This is a genomic window from Kribbella polygonati, assembly GCF_050320105.1.
Classification (GTDB): Bacteria; Actinomycetota; Actinomycetes; order Propionibacteriales; family Kribbellaceae; genus Kribbella.
This window is the reverse complement of the sequence record NZ_CP190129.1, coordinates 394,730-414,311: the sequence shown is the minus strand read 5'-3', so window position 1 is coordinate 414,311 and position 19,582 is coordinate 394,730. Positions and strand designations below refer to the sequence as shown.

General features: G+C 70.3%; 21 protein-coding genes and 1 riboswitch. Of the genes, 3 read left to right on the top strand and 18 right to left on the bottom strand.

Annotated features, from left to right (window positions below):
- Positions 1–42: 42 nt before the first annotated feature.
- The 9 genes from ACQHIV_RS01855 to ACQHIV_RS01815 form a co-directional block, all read right to left on the bottom strand.
- Positions 43–621 (bottom strand): isochorismatase family protein, encoded by a 579-nt coding sequence (locus tag ACQHIV_RS01855; RefSeq protein ID WP_427891024.1) that lies wholly within the window; start codon positions 619–621, stop codon positions 43–45.
- Between the two features lie 12 nt (positions 622–633).
- On the bottom strand, positions 634–1,959 hold the full coding sequence (locus ACQHIV_RS01850) for an MFS transporter (protein WP_427891022.1): 1,326 nt from the start codon (positions 1,957–1,959) through the stop codon (positions 634–636).
- Positions 1,956–2,399: a MarR family winged helix-turn-helix transcriptional regulator gene (locus ACQHIV_RS01845; RefSeq protein ID WP_427891020.1), complete on the bottom strand. Its 444-nt coding sequence runs from the start codon at positions 2,397–2,399 to the stop codon at positions 1,956–1,958. Before ACQHIV_RS01845 ends, ACQHIV_RS01850 begins: the two co-directional genes overlap by 4 nt.
- A 47-nt stretch (positions 2,400–2,446) precedes the next feature.
- Entirely contained in the window at positions 2,447–2,689 is a 243-nt protein-coding gene (locus ACQHIV_RS01840) for a hypothetical protein (protein ID WP_427891018.1), read from the bottom strand.
- Complete coding sequence (gene cimA, locus ACQHIV_RS01835) at positions 2,686–4,275, bottom strand: citramalate synthase (protein WP_427891016.1); 1,590 nt, start codon at positions 4,273–4,275, stop codon at positions 2,686–2,688. The genes ACQHIV_RS01840 and cimA overlap by 4 nt, the downstream gene beginning before the upstream one ends.
- 228 nt (positions 4,276–4,503) lie before the next feature.
- Positions 4,504–4,902 carry a hypothetical protein gene (locus ACQHIV_RS01830; RefSeq protein WP_427891014.1) on the bottom strand — a complete coding sequence of 133 codons (399 nt, stop codon included), beginning with the start codon at positions 4,900–4,902 and terminating at the stop codon, positions 4,504–4,506.
- A gap of 119 nt (positions 4,903–5,021) precedes the next feature.
- A complete protein-coding gene (locus ACQHIV_RS01825; RefSeq protein WP_427891012.1) occupies positions 5,022–6,104 on the bottom strand; it encodes a branched-chain amino acid aminotransferase in 1,083 nt (360 codons plus the stop codon).
- Between the two features lie 80 nt (positions 6,105–6,184).
- Entirely contained in the window at positions 6,185–7,234 is a 1,050-nt protein-coding gene (locus ACQHIV_RS01820; RefSeq protein WP_427891010.1) for a 3-isopropylmalate dehydrogenase, read from the bottom strand.
- Positions 7,231–7,389: a hypothetical protein gene (locus ACQHIV_RS01815; RefSeq protein ID WP_344188266.1), complete on the bottom strand. Its 159-nt coding sequence runs from the start codon at positions 7,387–7,389 to the stop codon at positions 7,231–7,233. The genes ACQHIV_RS01820 and ACQHIV_RS01815 overlap by 4 nt, the downstream gene beginning before the upstream one ends.
- Before the next feature lie 146 nt (positions 7,390–7,535).
- On the opposite strand from ACQHIV_RS01815, the gene ACQHIV_RS01810 reads away from it, so the two are divergent.
- Entirely contained in the window at positions 7,536–8,102 is a 567-nt protein-coding gene (locus ACQHIV_RS01810; RefSeq protein ID WP_427891007.1) for an O-methyltransferase, read from the top strand.
- A 98-nt stretch (positions 8,103–8,200) separates the two neighbouring features.
- On the opposite strand, the gene serA is transcribed toward ACQHIV_RS01810, so the two are convergent.
- The 5 genes from serA to ACQHIV_RS01785 form a co-directional block, all read right to left on the bottom strand.
- Positions 8,201–9,799 (bottom strand): phosphoglycerate dehydrogenase, encoded by a 1,599-nt coding sequence (gene serA, locus ACQHIV_RS01805; protein WP_427891005.1) that lies wholly within the window; start codon positions 9,797–9,799, stop codon positions 8,201–8,203.
- Positions 9,800–9,916: 117 nt separating this feature from the next.
- On the bottom strand, positions 9,917–11,095 hold the full coding sequence (locus tag ACQHIV_RS01800) for a trypsin-like peptidase domain-containing protein (RefSeq protein WP_427891004.1): 1,179 nt from the start codon (positions 11,093–11,095) through the stop codon (positions 9,917–9,919).
- Positions 11,096–11,196: 101 nt separating this feature from the next.
- The gene (gene ilvC, locus ACQHIV_RS01795) at positions 11,197–12,216 is read right to left on the bottom strand and encodes a ketol-acid reductoisomerase (RefSeq protein WP_427896390.1); all 1,020 of its coding nucleotides are present in this window, start codon (positions 12,214–12,216) and stop codon (positions 11,197–11,199) included.
- Between the two features lie 27 nt (positions 12,217–12,243).
- The gene (ilvN, locus tag ACQHIV_RS01790; RefSeq protein WP_427891002.1) at positions 12,244–12,879 is read right to left on the bottom strand and encodes an acetolactate synthase small subunit; all 636 of its coding nucleotides are present in this window, start codon (positions 12,877–12,879) and stop codon (positions 12,244–12,246) included.
- Positions 12,879–14,630, bottom strand: a complete 1,752-nt coding sequence (locus tag ACQHIV_RS01785; RefSeq protein ID WP_427891000.1) for an acetolactate synthase large subunit — start codon at positions 14,628–14,630, stop codon at positions 12,879–12,881. The genes ilvN and ACQHIV_RS01785 overlap by 1 nt, the downstream gene beginning before the upstream one ends.
- A gap of 311 nt (positions 14,631–14,941) precedes the next feature.
- Between ACQHIV_RS01785 and ACQHIV_RS01780 the strand changes: the two genes are divergently transcribed.
- Together ACQHIV_RS01780 and ACQHIV_RS01775 are read left to right on the top strand one after the other, a co-directional pair.
- Positions 14,942–15,661: a class I SAM-dependent methyltransferase gene (locus tag ACQHIV_RS01780; protein WP_427890999.1), complete on the top strand. Its 720-nt coding sequence runs from the start codon at positions 14,942–14,944 to the stop codon at positions 15,659–15,661.
- Between the two features lie 27 nt (positions 15,662–15,688).
- Positions 15,689–15,766, top strand: a riboswitch (ZMP/ZTP riboswitch).
- A 19-nt stretch (positions 15,767–15,785) separates the two neighbouring features.
- Positions 15,786–16,652 carry a 5-aminoimidazole-4-carboxamide ribonucleotide transformylase gene (locus tag ACQHIV_RS01775; protein WP_427890997.1) on the top strand — a complete coding sequence of 289 codons (867 nt, stop codon included), beginning with the start codon at positions 15,786–15,788 and terminating at the stop codon, positions 16,650–16,652.
- 56 nt (positions 16,653–16,708) lie between these two features.
- Here ACQHIV_RS01775 and ACQHIV_RS01770 read toward each other — a convergent pair whose 3' ends face one another.
- The 4 genes from ACQHIV_RS01770 to ACQHIV_RS01755 are packed head-to-tail and all read right to left on the bottom strand — an operon-like array spanning position 16,709 to position 19,567.
- Positions 16,709–17,248, bottom strand: a complete 540-nt coding sequence (locus tag ACQHIV_RS01770) for an AAA family ATPase (RefSeq protein ID WP_427890995.1) — start codon at positions 17,246–17,248, stop codon at positions 16,709–16,711.
- A gap of 18 nt (positions 17,249–17,266) precedes the next feature.
- Positions 17,267–17,530 carry a MoaD/ThiS family protein gene (locus ACQHIV_RS01765; protein WP_427890993.1) on the bottom strand — a complete coding sequence of 88 codons (264 nt, stop codon included), beginning with the start codon at positions 17,528–17,530 and terminating at the stop codon, positions 17,267–17,269.
- Positions 17,527–18,621, bottom strand: a complete 1,095-nt coding sequence (locus ACQHIV_RS01760; RefSeq protein ID WP_427890991.1) for a WD40/YVTN/BNR-like repeat-containing protein — start codon at positions 18,619–18,621, stop codon at positions 17,527–17,529. Before ACQHIV_RS01760 ends, ACQHIV_RS01765 begins: the two co-directional genes overlap by 4 nt.
- Positions 18,622–18,634: 13 nt before the next feature.
- Positions 18,635–19,567: a 2-hydroxyacid dehydrogenase gene (locus tag ACQHIV_RS01755; protein WP_427890989.1), complete on the bottom strand. Its 933-nt coding sequence runs from the start codon at positions 19,565–19,567 to the stop codon at positions 18,635–18,637.
- Positions 19,568–19,582: the final 15 nt, after the last annotated feature.

The following is a 19,582-nucleotide window of genomic DNA, read 5'->3' as shown; positions in this document are numbered from 1 at the left end:
AAACAGCCAAGCTAGCGCTCAACGAACTATTAGTAAACCTTCCTAACCAAGGAGGGCGATGATTTCGGCGACGGTGCCGGTCTCGCCCAGGCGCGGGAAGATCCGGGTCAGCGAGTTGTGGTGGGCGTCGGCGGACAGGTCGGTCATCGCGTCGGTGGCGAGCGTGACGTGGTAGCCGTGCTCGAACGCCGCGCGGGCGGTCGACTCGACGCCGATGCTGGTCGCGATCCCGGTCAGGACGATCTGCGTGATGCCGCGGCGGCGCAGGTGGACGTCGAGGTCGGTGCCGTGGAACGCACCCCAGTTGCGCTTGGTGACGACGATGTCCTCGGCGTGGCCGGCCAGCTGCTCGACGATCTGGTCGGCACCCGGCGGCGGGGCCTGGCGCGCGGAGCGCGGCGCCTGCTCGGTGCGGCCCGGGACCCAGTCGGCGCCGTCGGCGGCGATGCTCACCCGGACCAGGACGACGAGCAGGTCGTGCTTGCGGAACGCGTCGGCGAGCTCGACCGTCCTGGCGATCACCTCAGGCGTGGCGTGCGGGTCGCCCGGCAGGGCGGTGACACCGTTCTGCAGGTCGACGACGACGAGCGCCGTCTTCGGGTCAAGAGTTGTGACAGGCACAGCGGAACCTCTCTATTCGGGAAGTTGCAGGAGGGTCACCAGCATCAGCAGGCCGGCGACGACGAGCAGGAAGACCGCCATCTCGTGCAGGCCGGTTGTTGTCGCGCCGTGCTGGAAGAAGTGCGCGTTGGCGGCCGCGGAGATCAGCGCGCCGACGTACACGCAGGTCCGGAGCAGCCCGGCGGACGAGCCGATCCGGGCCGGATCGGCCTGCTGGTACAGGGCGGTCTGGTTGGCGAGGTTGTTCAGCCCCTGCGGTACGCCGGCGATCACGCCGACGGCCGCGAGGATCCACACCGGCGTACTCGCGCCGACGAACAGCTGCGCCCCAGCGGCCGCCAGCAGAAAGGCGCCGCCGGCAACGAGTTTGCCGCGGATCGCCGCCCGCCGTCCGGTGACCGCGGTGACCACCACTGCCGCGAGCGACAACGGCAACAGCAGCAGGCCGGCCTTCGAGGCGTTCAGCCCGCGCGCCTCCTCGAGCCACTGGGTGAAGCCATACAGGAACGAGTACGCGCCGACGAACGCGAGCACCTGCCGCAGGTACGTCATGATCAGCGGACGATTGCCGCCGAGCACCCGCAGATCGATGAACGGCGCGATCGCCCGCAACTGCGCGATCACGAAAGCGACGCCCAGAGCGAGCGCGAGCACCAGCAGGTACCACCGCGCCACGGCCGGCCGCATCAGGAACAGCATCAGCGAGACCAACGTCGCCGCGAACAGCACGATCCCCGCATAGTCGAGTCCCCCGGCGCTCCGCGAGCGGGCGGTCCGCGGCAGCCAGAGTGCGCCGAGGACAACGCAGGTCAGCGACAGCGGCACGTTGATGGTGAAGATCAGGTGCCAGCCGCCGAGCCCGATCAGCAGGCCGCCCAGCGTCGGGCCGATCACCGCGATCACCTGGTTCGCGATCGACAGGCTGCTCAGGATGACCGCGGGCGTCTCCATCCCGGTCCGGTCCGCCTCGGTCCGGATCAGCGACATCGCCGCCGGGTACGCCGCCGACGTACCGAAGCCGAGCAGGACCCGGGAGGCGATCAGTACGCCGAGGTTCGGGGCGAAGGCGCCGAGCAGGCCGGCGACACCGACCAGCGAGGTGGCGATCAGGTAGAGCGGGCGCGGTCCGAAGAGGTCCACCAGCCGGCCCATCACCGGCTGGCCGACGGCGGTCGCGAGGTACAGGCCGGTGACCAGCCAGGCGGTCTGCGACGGCGGTACGCCGAACGCGGCGCCGATCGGGATCAGCGCGACCGCGAGCATCGACGAGTTGATCGGGTTCAGCACCGACCCGACCAGCATCGGGGCGATCAGCCGCCGGTCGAAGTGGTCCGTCAACGGTCGGTCGCCGCCTCGATCGCGTGGTCCAGCAGCGCCAGCGCCTTGATGATCGTCTGCCGCTCGGCCTCCGAGCAGTGCTCCTGCAACGTCTGCGCCAGCCACTCCTGCCGGACCTTGCGATCACCCTGCAGCCGGTGCCGGCCCTTGGACGTCAACGACACCACCTGCCGTCGGCCGTCGGACGGATCGGGGTGCCGCTCGATCAGGTCGGCGTTGCGCAGCGCGGTCAGGATCGCGGCCACCGACTGCGGCCGGATCCGCTCCGCCGCGGCCAGTTGGCTCGCCGTCGCCGGGCCGTCCTTGTCCAGCCGGCTCAGCATCGACAACTGCGACGGCGTCAGGTCGTCGGTCTCCGCGAGGTCCTTCAGCCGGCGCTTGACCCGGCCGAAGACCACCCGCACCTCACCAGCAGCTTGTGTCGCCGATGCACTGATCACATCGCCAACACTAAATTAGACAGGCCAAACTGTCCAGTTCAGACTGATCAGTTGGAGCTGACGGATACCTCCAGCACCCCGATCACCTTGTCCAACCGGGCGGCGACCCGGCCGGCGTCGAAGCCGTTGCCCTCGACGACGACCCGCAGCTCGCCCCGGTCCAGCGACAACGTCAGCTCCCGGACGTCGTACGGGTTCAGCAGTACGGCGACCCGCGCCAGCAGGCCCTCGACCTCCGCCACCTGTGCGGTGAAGACCGTGAGTACGCGTTCGACGGCCAGCAGGCTCATCGCGCGACCTCCTTGTGGCGCAGCAGGCCGAACGTGAACCCGTCGACCAGCGCCTCCCAGGACGCCTCGACGATGTTGTGCCCGACGCCGACCGTGACCCACGAGCCCTCGCCGTCCGCGGTCTCGATCAGAACTCTGATCACCGCGTCCGTGCCGTGCCCCTGGTCGAGGATCCGGACCTTGTAGTCGACCAGCTCGAACTTGTTCACGGCCGGGTACGCGCGCTCGATCGCGGTCCGCAGCGCGTGGTCGAGCGCGTTCACCGGGCCGTTCCCCTCACCGGTGACGATCTCCCGCTCCCCCGCCGCGACCAGCTTCACCGTGGACTCCGACACCGCCTCGCCGTCGGCCCGCGACTCGGTGATCACCCGCCACGACTCGACGTCGAAGAAGCTCGGCCGCTTCCCGTCGACCTCCTCGGTGAGCAGCAGCGAGAACGACGCGTCGGCCGCCTCGAACGTGTACCCGCGCGACTCCAGGTCCTTCACCCGGTCGGCCACCCGGCCGACGAGCTCCCGGTCGTTGCCGAGGTCGAACCCGAGCTCGCGGCCCTTCAGCTCGATGCTCGCCCGGCCGGCCATCTCCGACACCAGCATCCGCATGTCGTTGCCGACCCGCGCCGGATCCGTGTGCTGGTAGAGATCCGGGTCCACCTTGATCGCGCTCGCGTGCAGCCCGGCCTTGTGCGCGAACGCCGACAGCCCGACGTACGGCGCCCGGTTCGACGGCGGCACGTTCGTCACCTCCGCGATCGCGTGCGCGATCCGGAACGACTCGGCCAGGTTACCCGCGGGCAGCAGCTCCAGCCCGCGCTTCAGCTCGAGGTTCGCGACGATCGCGAGCAGGTCGGCGTTGCCGGTGCGCTCGCCGTACCCGTTGATCGTGCCCTGGACGTGCGTGACGCCGGCCTCGACGGCGGCGATCGAGTTCGCCACCGCGCAGCCGGCGTCGTTGTGGCAGTGGATGCCGAGCCTGGCCCCGGTCGACTCCAGTACGTCGCGGACGACGTCCTGCAACTCCCGCGGCAGGGTGCCGCCGTTGGTGTCGCACAAGGCCACCACGTCGGCGCCCGCCTCCGCCGCCACGCGTACCACTTCCAGCGCGTACGCCCGGTTCGCGCGGTAGCCGTCGAAGAAGTGCTCGGTGTCCAGGAAGACCCGCTGCCCGTTGTCCCGCAGGTGCCGGACCGTGTCGGCGACCATCCGCAGGTTCTCGTCGAGGGTCGTCCGGAGCGCCCGCTCGACGTGCGCGTCGTGGCTCTTGGCAACGAGTGTGACGACGCCCGCGCCGGAGTCGCGGAGCGCGGCGACCTGTTGGTCGTCGGCGGCAACGGCCTGCGGCTTGCAGGTCGCGCCGAAGGCCGCGAAGGTCGCGTTCCGCAGGTGCAGCTCGGTCCGCGCCCGCTCGAAGAACTCGGTGTCCTTGGGTACGGCACCCGGCCAGCCGCCCTCGATGAAGCCGACCCCCAGCTCGTCCAGGTGCTGCGCGATGGCGATCTTGTCGGCCACGGACAGCGCCAGACCCTCCTGCTGCGCACCGTCGCGCAGAGTGGTGTCGTACACGTGGAAATCGTCCGAGATGCTCATACGGGTCGGCCTTCCGGAGGGGTCTGTTCGGGCAAACAAAAAACCTCCCGCAAGGTGCGAGAGGTCTGCGCGCTCAGGTACAGCTGGCTGAGCGCGCCTAGAGAATAATCACCCGATAGTGCTTCATGACGCTTCGAAGTCTGCCACACAATCACCGATCGGTAACGGTGCCGTCTCGCATCTCGACCATTCAGTACGCAAACGGGTACTGAAGTTCAGGCCCAAAGATCAGGCGCTGAGGGACCAACCCGGGTCGTCCCAGGCGGTGTAGAAGTCCTCGCGGGACAACGGGCGCAGACCCCAGTCGTCGCGGTCCAGTGCCTGGTCGGTGAGCATGCCCTCGTCGTCCTCGAGCCGCTGCCACCAGTACCGCGTGACCTCGCCGTCCTCGCCGGCGCCGAGCTGCCGGATCACGACCCACTCCCGCTCGTGCCAGACGGCCTCGTACAGCCAGTCGGTCCCGTAGTCGTCGACCGCGGCGCCGTACGTCCGCGGCGCCGTGCCGCGGTCGAGGTCCCGGATCAGCTCGACCGTCGACCGGATCGCCGCGACGGTCTCGCCGGACCACCCGCGCCGCTCGGCCAGCTCCGCGTAGTACCCCTCGACCTCAGCCGGAAAGCCGCTCATGCCGCCCGACCCTATCGGGTTCGGCCGACGGGCAGCGAGCGCCGTCCCACACCCCGAGCTGAGAAGAAGCTATGAAAACGCCCGGCAGCCGTGGCTGCCGGGCGTTCGAACGAGCGGGGTCAGAAGGCGCGGGTCATCCAGCCGTGCGGGTCGGCCGCGCGGCCGTACTGCACGTCGAGGAGGGCCGACCGGACGGCCGCGGTGACCGGGCCGCCGTTGCCGTCGCCGATCCGCGTCTCACCGTCGCGCCACTTCAGCGAGGCGACCGGGGTGACGACCGCGGCGGTGCCGCAGGCGAACACCTCCTTCACCTTGCCGGAGGCAGCGCCCTCGCGCCACTCGTCGACCGAGATCTTGCGCTCGGTGACGGTGTAGCCGAGGTCGGTGACCAGCTTCAGGATCGAGTCCCGGGTGACGCCCTCGAGGATCGTGCCGGACAGCTCCGGCGTGACCACCGAGTTGTCGTCGAGGACGAAGTACAGGTTCATCCCGCCGAGCTCTTCGACCCACTTCTTCTCGACCGCGTCCAGGAACGCGACCTGGTCGCAGCCGTTCTCGATCGCCTCGGCCTGGGCGAGCAGCGACGACGCGTAGTTGCCGCCGGTCTTCGCCGCACCGGTACCGCCGGGAGCCGCGCGGGTGTACTCCTCGCTCAGCCAGATCCGGACCGGCTTCACACCGTTCGCGAAGTACGAACCGGCCGGCGACGCGATCACGCAGTAGGTCACCTGCGCGGACGGCCGGACGCCGAGGAACGGGTCGGAACCGAACATGAACGGCCGCAGGTACAGCGACGTCTCACCGCCGCCCGGCACCCAGGCCTTGTCGATCTCGACCAGCTTGTGCAGCGAGTCGAGGAAGACCTCGGTCGGCAGCTCCGGCAGCGCGAGCCGCTGCGCGGACCGCTGGAACCGGGCCGCGTTCGCCTCGGGGCGGAACAGGTGGATCGAGTCGTCGGGATGCCGGTAGGCCTTCATCCCCTCGAAGATCGTCTGGGCGTAGTGGAACACCGAGGTCGCGGGAGAAAGCTCCAGCGGACCGAAGGCGGTGATCCGTGCGTCGTGCCAGCCCTTTCCGGCCGTCCAGGTGGCGATCGCCATGTGGTCGGAGAAGTACTGCCCGAATCCCGGGTTCGCCAGGATCTGGGCGCGCTGGTCGTCGCTGGCCGGTGTGGTGGTTGGCTCAACGGTGAACTCGCTCATAGCCGCACCGTACCTCTCGACCAACTGGTCATGCGAGCGTCGGCCCCGGCCGCAGCGGGAGCCTGATCTGCCGGCACGCGTCAGCCCGCCGCGCGCTTGGCGATCGCGTCGCCGATCTCGGCGGTACTGCGGGCAGCGCCCGTACGCTCCTCGATGTCCGCCTCGACGGCCGCCTCGATCGCGCGCGCCGCCTCGGTCAGCCCGAGGTGCTCGAGGAGCAGCGCCGCGGACAGGATCGCCGCGGTCGGGTCGGCCTTCTGCTGGCCGGCGATGTCCGGCGCGGAGCCGTGCACCGGCTCGAACATGCTCGGCGCGGTCCGGTCCGGGTTGATGTTGCCGCTCGCGGCCAGCCCGATCCCGCCGCTGATCGCGGCCGCCAGGTCGGTGATGATGTCGCCGAACAGGTTGTCGGTGACGATCACGTCGAACCGTGCCGGGTCGGTGACCAGGAAGATCGTCGCCGCGTCCACGTGCAGGTAGTCGACCGCCACGTCGGGGAACTCGGTCGCGACCTTGTCGACGGTCCGCTTCCACAGGTGGCCGGCGTGCACGAGCACGTTGTTCTTGTGGACGAGCGTGAGCTTCTTCCGCGGCCGCGCCTGCGCCCGGGCGAAGGCGTCCCGCACCACGCGCTCCACGCCGTACGCCGTGTTCACCGACACCTCGGTGGCGATCTCGGCGGGGGTGCCGACCCGGAGCGCGCCGCCGTTGCCGACGTACGGGCCCTCGGTGCCCTCGCGGACCACGACGAAGTCGACGGTGCCCGGGTTCGCCAGCGGCGAGCCGACGGACGGGTAGATCTTCGACGGCCGCAGGTTCACGTAGTGGTCGAGGGTGAACCGGAGCTTGAGCAGCAGACCGCGCTCGAGTACGCCGGACGGGACGCTCGGGTCCCCGACCGCGCCGAGCAGGATCGCGTCGTGCGTGCGGATCTCCTCCAGCTCGGCGTCCGGCAGCGTCTCACCGGTGGCGTGCCAGCGCTTCGCGCCGAGGTCGTACTCGGTCCGCTCGAACGTCACGCCGTGCTGCGCGGCGACCGCGTCGAGGACCTTGAGCGCCTCGGTGGTCACCTCCGGTCCGATCCCGTCACCCGGGACGACGGCCAGCGTGAAGTTCTTCGTCTCGCTCACTTGTTGGGTTCTCCCCCATTGTCACGGCGGTTCATGGCCTCTTGGACAGCCTTGACCTCGGCCGCGGGCGCCGGGCGAGCCGGACGGCGCCGGCGGGCGGCCTTCCGCTCGCGGCCGTCGACGGCCGGCCAGTTGGCTGGATACATGTCGTACATGCTGCTCCTTCCCAATATGTCGTGGGCGGCAGGATGCGCACGAATTTACTCGCACGTCCGACTAATTCTCCACAATGCGGGCAGGTTGTCCCGAAATATGAGATCCCGGTGCGGGCGCCGGCCCCGACCTGTGCCACTCTCAGCCCGTGAGTGCTCCTCCAGAACTGCCGCCGCTGGTGTCAGCGGCCCTCAGCCTGTCCGGCCGGCGCGGATTCGTCAGCTCCACCAGGAACGAGACGGGTCGGCTGCTCGCCACCCTCGCGGCCTCGAAGTCCGGCCTGCTCGGTGAGCTCGGTACCGGCTGCGGCGTCGGCTCGGCGTGGCTGCGCAGCGGCGCCGGTGAGGGCACCAACATCGTCACCGCGGAGAGCGACCCGCAGCTCGCGCAGGCCGTCGGCGAGTTGTTCGCCGCGGACGAGCGGATCGAGGTCGTGTCGGCCGACTGGACCGCGCTGATCGAGCGCGGCCCGTTCGCGCTGCTGTTCGTGGACGCCCGCGAGGCGAAGCTGTCCGCCCGCGACGTGATCGCGGACGTCGTCGAGCCGGGCGGCTTCGTCGTGCTCGACGACTTCACGCCGTCCGCGGTCTGGCCGCCGATGTACGAGGGCCGGGTCGACACGCTGCGCCAGGAATGGCTGATGGACCAGCGCTTCACCACGGTCGAGGTCATGGTCGCCGCGGACGCCGCCGTACTGCTCGCCACCCGGCGCTGAAACGAAGGCGGGCCCGAGCTATGGAGCTCGGGCCCTTGTCAGCCGCCATGCGCCTGCGGGCGGCTGACCGCCTCCAGTAAATCAGTCGTTCGGGTGAATCAGGCCTCGACGTCCACGGAACGGGCGGTGGCGGCCTGCACCGCGGCGGTGATCTCGTCCAGCACCGGCGCCGCGATCTTCGAGTCGACCGACAGCGCGACCAGCGCCTTGCCGCCCTTGCGGTCCCGGCTGACCTGCATGCCGGCGATGTTCACGTCGGCGTCGCCGAGGATCCGGCCGATCTGGCCGACCGCGCCCGGGCGGTCCTCGTAGGTGAGGAACGCGAGGTGCGCGGCGAGCTCGATCTCGACGTCGAACCCGTCGATCTCGACCAGCCGCTCCGACTGCCGGACGCCGACCAGGGTGCCGGCCACCGACACCTGCGCGCCGTCGGCAAGGGTGCCGCGGAGCGTGATCAGGTTCCGGTGCTCGGGGCTGTCGTGGTCGGTGACGAGCCGGACCTCGAGGCCCCGCTCGGCGGCCAGCAGCGGCGCGTTCACGTACGAGACGTTGTCCTCGACGACATCCGCGAAGACACCCTTCAGCGCGGCCAGCTCGAGCACCTTCACGTCGTACTGCGTGATCTCGCCGCGGACCTCGACGTCGAGCTGCTGCGCGACGCCGCCGGCCAGCGCGGTGAAGATCCGGCCGAGCTTCTCGGTCAGCCCGATCCCCGGCCGGACGTCCTCGGCGATCACGCCGCCCTGGACGTTCACGGCGTCCGGGACCAGCTCGCCCGACAGCGCCAGCCGGACCGACTTCGCGACCGCGATACCGGCCTTCTCCTGCGCCTCGTCGGTGGACGCGCCGAGGTGCGGCGTGACGACGACGTTCTCGAACTCGAACAGCGGCGAGTCGGTGCACGGCTCGGACGCGAACACGTCCAGCCCGGCGCCGGCCACCCGGCCTTCCTTCAGTGCCGAGTACAGCGCCTGCTCGTCGACGATGCCACCGCGGGCCGCGTTCACGATGATGACCTCGGGCTTGACCTTGTGCAGCTGCTCGTCGCCGATCAGGCCGATGGTCTCCGGGGTCTTCGGCAGGTGCACCGAGATGAAGTCACTGGCCGCCAGCAGCTCGTCCAGCGAGGCGAGCCGGACGCCCATCTGCGCGGCCCGGCCGGCCTGCACGTACGGGTCGTAGGCGATCACGTTCATGCCGAAGGCGGCCAGCCGCTGCGCGACCAGGACACCGATCTTGCCGAGGCCGACGATGCCGACGGTCTTCTCGAACAGCTCGACACCCGAGTACTTGCTGCGCTTCCACTCGCCCTTCTTCAGCGACTCGTTCGCGGCCGGGACCCGGCGGGCGGAGGCGAGCAGCAGCGCGACGGCGAGCTCGGCGGCGCTGACGATGTTGGAGGTCGGCGCGTTGACCACCATCACGCCGGCCTGGGTGGCGGCCTTCACGTCCACGTTGTCGAGGCCGACACCGGCGCGGGCGACGACCTTCAGCTTCTTCGCGGCGGCGAGCGCCTCGGCGTCCACCTTGGTGGCGCTGCGGATCAGGATGGCGTCGACGTCGGCGATGGCCGGGAGCAGCTCGGCGCGGTCGGCGCCGTTGGCGTGGCGGATCTCGAAGTCGGGGCCGAGCGCCTCGACGGTGGCCGGGCTGAGCTCTTCGGCGATCAGGACGACGGGCCGGGTTACGTCAGTCATGGAGGAATCTCCTGCAGAAGCGGTTCGGGGCTCATGATTTTCAGAGCACCGCGCTGTGCCCGCTGAGTTGATCGTACCGCGTCCGGCATCCGCCCCGCTCGGGGACCCGGATGCCGGTCAGTCGGTGTCGCAGCTCACCGGGTCGGTCGCGTAGGCGATCCCGTCGATCACCGGCTTGCCGCCCACCCACACCAGGTCGACCCGCCCGTCCAGCCGGTTGCAGATGCCACCCCCGGCGCCTTTCGCGGTCCCCGCGAACAGCACGTTGTACGCCATCCGCGCATAGGAACCGTCCGGTGCCAGATCGGTGATCCTCGGGTTGAAGAAGTACGACGTCGAGTGGCCCTGCCGGTCCCGGGCCACGGTCAGGGACGCTGCCAGGCGCGGGGAGTACAGCGCCTGCAGGGCGTCGAAGTCGTGCTTGTTCTCGAGGGTCAGGTAGTTCGCCAGCAACTGCCGCACCTTCAGGGCCGACGGGGTGCCTGCGACCTGCAGCACCGGGACGATCCCGCCCTGCGGACCACGTGACTCCGGACAGGTCCCCGCGGACGCGACGGTGATGCCGGACGACGCGGGTGCGACGTACTCGCGGAGTCTGCCGACCGGGACGACCGCGGCGGTCTGCACCGTGGGACCGGTGACCAGGCCGACCAGTTCGCCGGACTTTCCGACCACCGGGCCGCCGAGCTTGGCCGCGTTCATGAACTGGCTCAGCGGCTTCGGATCGGCCGTGGACCCGATCTCGTTGACGACCTGCTTGCCGGCCGCGGTGTACCCGATCAGGGCCCGCTCGGCCCGGTTGCCCGGGTCGGCCGCCGGCAGGTGCAGCGGCGGGTCGTCGAAGCCGATCGACTGCAGGACCGCGACACCGTCGGCGCTGGTCCCGAGCAGGTTGGCCCGCCGCATCCGGCCGTCGGGTGCCACCACGACGATCGACTTCGGCTGGTCGACGGCCGATGCGGCGGTCAGGATCCGGCCGTTGTCGATCAGTACGCCGGACGCCTCACCGGAGCCCGCGCACGTCGTGGCGAGAATCCGGACCACGGCGGGCCTCGCGGACTCCAGTACGGCGGCGGTGTCGATGCGCACACTGCGCTGACGGAAGTACCAGCCGGCCGCGCCGCCGGCCCCGACGACCAGGATCAGGGCGATCAGGCCGGCCAGGAAGCGGCCGAAGAGCCAGGGGCCGCGGGGTGGTGGTTCGGCGCCGGTCGCGGGGCGGGCCGGGCTCTCCAGCTGGGTGAGCGATCCGCCGCCGGGGATCCGCCGGGGCGGGCGTGGCGATGCGTCGTTCACCACCGCTCACCTCCCCCACCGAACCGGAATCGTCACACATTGTTGCAAACCGAAGGGCCCGGACCGTCCACCTGGACGGTCCGGGCCCTTCACGAGCTCGGTCAGCGGGCGGCAGAACCCTCGACGTAGTCGTCGTCGTGCGACTTGACCCACGCCATCAGGCCGCGCAGGTCCTTGCCCACGGCCTCGATCGGGTGCTCCTGGCTCTTCTTGCGGAACTCGGCGAACTCCGGCGCGCCGGCGTCCTGGTCGGCGATGAAGCGGGCCGCGAAGGTGCCGTCGGTGATGTCGCCGAGGACCTCCTTCATCCGGGCCTTCACCGACGCGTCGATGATCCGCGGGCCGGACACGTAGTCGCCGTACTCGGCGGTGTCGGACACCGACCAGCGCTGCTTGGCGATGCCGCCTTCGTAGATCAGGTCGACGATCAGCTTGAGCTCGTGCAGGCACTCGAAGTACGCGACCTCGGGCTGGTACCCGGCCTCGGTCAGCGTCTCGAAGCCGGCCTGGATCAGCGCCGACACGCCACCGCAGAGGACAGCCTGCTCACCGAACAGGTCGGTCTCGGTCTCCTCGGTGAAGGTGGTCTTGATCCCACCGGCCCGCAGACCGCCGATGCCCTTGGCGTACGAGAGCGCCAGGTCCCACGCCTTGCCGGTGGCGTCCTGCTCGACGGCCACCAGCACCGGTACGCCGCGGCCCTCGGAGTACTCGCGGCGGACCAGGTGGCCCGGGCCCTTCGGGGCGACCATGAAGACGTCCACGCCGGCCGGGGGCTTGATGTAGCCGAACCGGATGTTGAAGCCGTGCCCAAAGACCAGCGCGTCGCCGTCGACCAGGTTCGGCTCGATGGCGTCCTTGTAGAGCTTGCGCTGTGCCGGGTCCGGAGCGAGGACGACGATCACGTCGGCCTCCTCGCAGGCCTCGGCCGGGGTGACGACCCGCAGGCCCTGGGCCTCGGCCTTGGCCCGGCTCTTCGAGCCTTCCGGCAGGCCGACCCGGACGTCGACGCCGGAGTCGCGCAGCGAGAGCGCGTGGGCGTGGCCCTGGGAGCCGTAGCCGAGGACGGCCACGTGCCGGCCCTGGATCACCGACAGGTCGGCGTTGTCGTCGTAGAACATTTCAGCAGCCACTTCGGGCACTTCTCCTTAGTGTTGATTCGGTACGGCGGCGGCGGTACGGCCCGGCGGCGGCGCCGGTACCGGGTGCGAGTGGTTGGCGGGTCGCGCCTGGACGTTCGGCGGTCCGGTCTGGACGTGCGGCGGCGGCACCGGGACCGGCCGCAGGGTGCGGTCGGAGATCGAGCGGCTGCCGCGGCCGATCGCCACCATGCCGGACTGCACCAGCTCGCGGACGCCGAAGGGTTCCAGCACCCGGAGCATGGCCTCGAGCTTCTCGGGATTGCCGGTCGCCTCGATCGTGATCGCGTCCGGTGCCACGTCCACCACCTTGGCACGGAACAGCTGGACGGTCTCCAGCACCTGGCCGCGGGTCAGCGTGTCCGCCTTGACCTTGACCAGCAGCAGTTCGCGCTGGACCGTCTGGGTGGGCTCGAGCTCGACGATCTTGATCACGTTCACGAGCTTGTTCAGCTGCTTGGTGATCTGCTCGAGCGGCTGCTCCTCGACGGTCACCGCGATCGTCATCCGGGACACCTCGGGGTGCTCGGTCGGACCGACCGCGAGCGAGTCGATGTTGAACCCGCGACGGGAGATCAGCGCGGCCACCCGGGCCAGCACACCGTGCTTGTTCTCGACCAGGATCGACAGGGTGTGTTTCGACATCAGAGTTCCTCGCCTTCCCAGCTCGGCGCCATGTCGCGGGCGATCTGGATCTCGTCGTTGCTGACGCCGGCGGCGACCATCGGCCACACCATCGCGTCCCGGTGCACGACGAAGTCGACCACGACCGGTGCGTCGGTGACCGCCATCGCCTTCTCGATGGTGGCGTCCAGCGAGTCCTTGTCGGAGCAGCGCAGCCCGACGCCGCCCATCGCCTCGGCCAGCTTGGCGAAGTCCGGGATCCGGGTCGAGTGCAGGTCGGTGTTGGAGTACCGCTTGTCGTAGAACAGCGTCTGCCACTGCCGGACCATGCCCAGCGACTGGTTGTTGATCACCGCGACCTTGATCGGGATGCCCTCCAGCGCGCAGGTGACCAGCTCCTGGTTGGTCATCTGGAAGCAGCCGTCGCCGTCGATCGCCCAGACGGTCTTGTCCGGGCGGGCGACCTTGGCGCCCATCGCGGCCGGTACGGCGTACCCCATGGTGCCGAGGCCGCCGGAGTTCAGCCAGTGGCCGGGCTTCTCGAACGGCAGGAAGTGCGCGGACCACATCTGGTGCTGGCCGACGCCCGCGGTGTACACGGTGTCCGGGCCGGCGATCTGGCCGATCCGCTGGATCACGTGCTGCGGCGACAGCGTGCCGTCCTCGGGCTCGTCGTACCCGAGCGGGTAACGGGCCCGGACGTCCTCCAGCTGGTGCCGCCAGGCGTCGTACGACGGGGTCCGGCCGGCGGTCGCGATCTCGGTCCGGAGCGCGGCGATCAGGTCGGTGATGACCTCCTTGCAGTCGCCCACGATCGGCACGTCCGCGGCCCGGTTCTTGCCGATCTCGGCCGGGTCGATGTCGGCGTGGATGACCTTCGCGTCCGGGGCGAACGAGTCCAGCTTGCCGGTCACCCGGTCGTCGAAGCGGGCGCCGAGCGTGATCAGCAGGTCGGACCGCTGCAGCGCGCCGACCGCGGACACCGAGCCGTGCATACCGGGCATCCCGAAGTGCAGCTCGTGGGTGTCGGGCAGCGCGCCGCGGGCCATCAGCGTGGTGACCACCGGGATGCCGAGCAGCTCGGCGAGTTCCTTCAGCTCGGCGCTGGCCTGCGCGCGGATCACGCCGCCGCCGACGTACAGCACCGGCTTCTCGGCCGCGACGATCAGGCGGGCCGCCTCGCGCACCTGCTTCGGGTGCGGGCGGGTCACCGGCCGGTAGCCGGGCAGCGCGAGCTCGGTCGGCCACCGGAAGTCGACGCCGGTGGTCTGCATCGCATCCTTGGTGACGTCCACCAGCACCGGGCCGGGCCGGCCGGTGGAGGCGATGTGGAACGCCTCGGCGATCGTGGTCGCGATCTCGTTCGGGTCGGTCACCAGGAAGTTGTGCTTGGTGATCGGCATCGTGATGCCGCGGATGTCCGCCTCCTGGAAGGCGTCCGTACCGATCGCGGCGCCCGCCACCTGGCCGGTGATCGCCACCAGCGGCACCGAGTCCATGTAGGCGTCGGCGATCGGCGTCACCAGGTTGGTCGCGCCCGGCCCGGAGGTCGCCATGCAGACGCCGACCTTGCCGGACGCCGCGGCGTACCCCTGGGCGGCGTGGCCGGCGCCCTGCTCGTGACGTACCAGGATGTGGCGGATCTGGGTCGAGTCGAGCATCGGGTCGTACGCCGGGAGGATCGCGCCACCCGGGATGCCGAAGACGGTGTCCACTCCGGCATGTTCCAGTGCGCGGATCAGAGCCTGTGCCCCGGTCAGCTGCTCACTCATGAGTGCCTTCCCTCAGTCCTGTCACGATGGTTGTACTTTCGCGACCGATCCATCCTCGCTTGTGGCCGTCGTCCTGGCACTACTGGGTCGCAGATAGTCGCCCTGGCAACAAAAAACCCCTTCCGCCGGGTTGGCTGAAGGGGCGCGCTCGACTCTGTGGTCGCGTCAGTCGGCGCGCCGCACAAGTACGAGGAGAATCGATCGCATGTAGGCATTATTCGCCGAAACCTGCCGACCGGGTCAAGTTCAGCCGCCCACCGTCTCATTTTCTGAGACGCCCGTCTTACGGGCACACCCCTTAGGCTTTCGGGGTGACAGACGATCCGTACGGCGACGAACAACTGGTACAGCTCTACGATCTGGACAATCCGGCCGGTGCGGACCACGCGTACTACCGCGCCTTGGCCGAGGGCACCACGAAGGTCCTCGACTTCGGCTGCGGCACCGGCCTGCTGACGCGGTCGCTGGTCTCGCCCGGGCGGGAGGTGATCGGCATCGACCCCAGCTCCACGATGCTGGGGTACGCGCGCAAGCAGCCCGGCGCCGACGCGGTCACCTGGATCGAGGGCGACTACCGCGCCGTCGCGCCGACCGGCGACGTGGATCTGGTGGTCAGCAGCGGCAACACGATGATGCACGTCGCCGAACACGCGGCCAGCGTGGCCGCGCTGGCCGCCGCGCTGCGTCCCGGCGGCGTGTTCGCGTTCGAGTCGCGGAACCCGGCGATGCGCGCGTGGGAGCAGTGGACCAGTGAGGCGACGTACGGCGAACGCGACACGGTCGCCGGGCACCTGAAGGAGTGGCTCGAGCTGATCGAGATCGCCGACGGGCGGGTCGTGTTCGACGCGCACAACGTGTTCGAGGACGGGCACGACGCGGTCTACCGCAACGTCCTGTACTTCCGGTCCGCCGACGAGATCACCGCCGACCTGCGTGCGGCCGGCTTCTCCGAGGTGGTCGTCAACGGCGGCTGGCAGGGCGAGCCTTTGGCCGCGGACTCGCGGCTGCTGGTGGTGCGGGCGACGAAGTAGGGCGTGTCTGCCAGACACGCCCTAAGCTGGCGGCACCGCGACTGGCGAGGGTGGGGTACCACCGGGGAGCTTTCGAGCGGGGCGTCGTCCGCCTGGGCGCCTCGGACGTCGTTCGGAGGTCCGGATGCGGTTGCGGTACGGCATGAATCCCCATCAGGCGGCCACTCTCGAGAACGCGCCGTTCACGGTGCTCGCGGGTGCGCCGTCGTACATCAACATCCTCGACGCGCTGACCGGCTGGCAACTGGTGCGCGAGGCGGCGGAGCGGTTCGGCGTACCGGCCGCGGCGTCGTACAAGCACGTCTCGCCCGCCGGTGCGGCGCTCGGTACGACGCCGGCGGAGGCGTACACGCGGGCGCGGGATGCCGATCCGAAGTCGTCGTACGGCGACTTCGTGGCGGTCTCGCATCGCGTCGACCTGGAGCTGGCCGCGATGCTGAAGCGGGTCGTGTCGGACGGGATCATCGCGCCCGGGTACGACGACGGCGTACTGGAGATCCTGGCGGCGAAGAAGCGCGGGACGTACCTGGTGCTCGCGATCGACCCGTCGTATGAGCCGCCGGTGGAGGAGGTGCGCGAGGTGTACGGCGTACGGCTGACGCAGGAGCGGGACGCCGCGCCGCTCCCCCGCGACCTGCCGGACGACGCGGTGCTCGGGATGATCGTCGCGCGCTACACCCAGTCGAACACCGTGGTGCTGGTCAAGGACGGGATGACGATCGGCGTCGGTGCCGGGCAGCAGTCGCGCGTCGACTGCACCCGCCTGGCCGGGGAGAAGGCGGCGCTCTGGTCGGCCGGGCCGCTCGCCGGCGTGACGATGGTGTCGGACGGGCATCTGCCGTTCGCGGACAACGTCGAGGTGGCGCATCGGTACGGCGTGACCCACATCGTCGAGCCGGGCGGGTCGATCCGGTCCGACGAGGTCGCGGCTGCCTGCGCAACCCGGGGAATCACCTGGACCCCCACCGCCGTCCGCCTCTTCCGACACTGAGGGTTGGGGAGGATCCTGTCCCGCTCCGGGCGTGAAATCCTCCCCAAGCCGGCGCTTCAGACACTGAGCAGATGGGTGCCTGCGGCAACAGCTGCACGCACCTCGGCAGCGGTCTGCGGCGCGTCCAGGCGGGTGGTGTCGATCGCGTGCCGCTCGAGCTCGCCGAGGTCCGCGAACGCCTGGTGCATGCCGGTCAGCGCCTCGGCGTCGGTCAGCTCGGACTCGGGACGGTCCTGCCCACGCCGCAGGGTCGTCCCGAGGTCCGGGCGCAGGACGATGTACGACATCGTCCACTCCCCCTGCGCCGCGGCGGTCCGGAACGGCGCGAGGAACCACGGGCCGATGATGCCGTCCACCACCACGTCGTAGCCGCCGCGCGCGTAGGCGCCGACGGTCGCGACGACCGCGTCGATCACCACCTCGTTCTGCCGCTGGGATCCGGGGAGATACGGCGCGACGAAGCCGGTGCGGATCCCGCGGTAGTACTCGTCGGTCGTCAGGTGCATCGTCGGCCGCGGCGCGCCGGTCGCCACCAGACGCGCCACCGTCGTCTTGCCGGAACCGCACGGACCGGTCAGCAGCAACACCTCGCTCATGCCGACCGACGGTACCGATCAACCGCCCGCGACGCTCGGGAGTATCAGCAGTTCGTCGCCGTCGCGGACCGGTGTGCCGAGGCCGTCGAGGTCGCGGATGTTCTCGTCGCGCAGGTAGACGTTGACGTGCCGGCGGACCGCTCCCTGCTCGTCGGTGAGCCGCCGCCGGAGTGGTGCGTCGAGCGCGGCGAAGGCCTCCGCGACCGTGCGGGCCTCGACCTCCACGCGTTCGGCTCCGCCCGCGAACGGGCGGAGCACCGTCGGCAGCCGGACAGCGATCATTCGAGCACCGCTGCGCGGACCGTGAGGATGTCGGGCAGGTGGCTGGCGACCTCGACCCAGCTGTCGCCCGCGTCGGCGCTGGCGTAGACGCAGCCGTCCCGGGTGCCGACGTACACACCGGCCGGGTCGGCGGTGTCGGTCGTCATCGCGTCCCGCAGGACCGGCACGTACGACACGTCGGGCAGGCCGGAGGTCAGCGGCTCCCAGGTGGCGCCGGCGTCGCGCGAGCGGTAGACCCGGCACTTCGCGTCGGTCGGGATCCGGTTGCCGTCCGCGACCAGCGGGAACACGTACACGGTCTCCGGCTCGTGCGGGTGCACGACGATCGGGAACCCGAAGTCCGAGGGCAGCCCGTCCGCGATCGACTTCCAGATCGCGCCGCCGTCGTCGGACCGGTAGACGCCGTGATGGTTCTGCGCGAACATCCGCTCCGGTACGTCGGGGTGCGCCGCCAGCTTGTGCACGCACTGGCCGAACTCCGGGTCCGGGTCCGGCATGAAGTACGCCTTGATGCCGTGGTTCGCCGGCGACCAGGTCGTCCCGCCGTCGGTGGTCTGGTAGACGCCGCCGGTCGACATCGCGACGCTGAGCCGGTCCGGGTCGGTGGCGTGCGGCAGCACCGTGTGCACCGCCTGACCGCCGAATCCCGCACCCCAGTCCTTCCGGTGCGGGTGGTCCCACAGGCCCCTGACCAGCTCGAACGTCACGCCGCCGTCGGTCGACTTCCACAGCGCGGACGGCTGCGTGCCGGCGTACACGACGCCGGGCTGGCCTTCCGGCGCGGCCTGGATCTGCCACACCCGCTCCAGCGACGCGTCGGCGTCCTTCGGGAACCCGATCGAGCCCTCCGGCGGCTCCGCCCAGGTCTTGCCGAGGTCGTCGCAGTGGAAGACCGCCGGCCCCCAGTGCTCGCTGGTGCCGCCGACGAACAGCCGCGCCCGGTCGCCGCGGGTGTCGACGCCGACGGCGTACACACCCTGCATCTCGAACTCGGGCACCGGCCCGTCGAGCCGCCAGTCCTTCCGGGCAGCGTCGCTCCGGCCGATCCAGAGCCCTTTCTTGGTCCCGATCAGCAGTACGGCCTCGGACATCGTCGTCCTCCTCCTAGCGCGGTGGACCTGCCACCACATTGATCAACGGTTCCCCGGACGCGTGGCGCTCCAGCTGCGCCCGCACCAGCCGGGCGACCCGCGGCGCGAACGCCGTCGACGCGCCGCCGCGGTGCGGATTGATCAGCACGTTCGGAGCAGACCACAGCGGATGTCCGGCGGGCAACGGCTCGGGGTCGGTGACGTCCAGCGCGGCCCGGATCCGCCCGGTGCCGAGCTCGGCGAGCAACGCGTCGGTGTCCACGACGACACCGCGCGCGACGTTCACCAGCAGCGCGCCGTCCTTCATCCGCTTGAGGAACGTCGCGTCCACCATCCGCGTGGTCTCCGGCGTCGCGGGGGTCAGCAGTACGACGACGTCCGCACGCGGCAGCAGCTCGGGCAGCTCGGAGATCGGGTGTACGCCGTCCCGCGGCCGCCGCGCGACCCGGATCACGTCGCACTCGAACCCGGTCAGCCGCCGCTCCAGCGCCTCGCCGATCGCGCCGTACCCGAGGATCAGCACGGTCCGGTCCGCGAGCGAGTCGTCGACCTCGTCGTACGAGCCCGGCCAGAACTGCCGGTCCTGGTCGCGGACCGCGCGCGGGAGGTTCCGGAACGTCGCCAGGATCAGCCCGACCGCCAGCTCCGCCGTGGACGCGTCGTGCACGCCGCGCGCGTTGCACAACGTCACGCCGTCGGCGAGCCGCGACTGGACGTGCTCGAACCCGGCCGTCTGCAGCTGCACGACCTGCAGCGAGGGCATCTCCTTGACGACGTCGAACACGTCACCGCCGCCCATGTAGCTGGGCACGTAGAACTCCACCTCGGCGAGCGACTTCGGCCGCTCTCCGCCGGCGAACAGCTCCACGTCGAACCCCGCGGGCACCCCTCCGAGAAACGCCTCGGGGTCCTCCCACGGAAGCCATGCCTTCACCACGTCAGCCATGTCACAGAACCTACT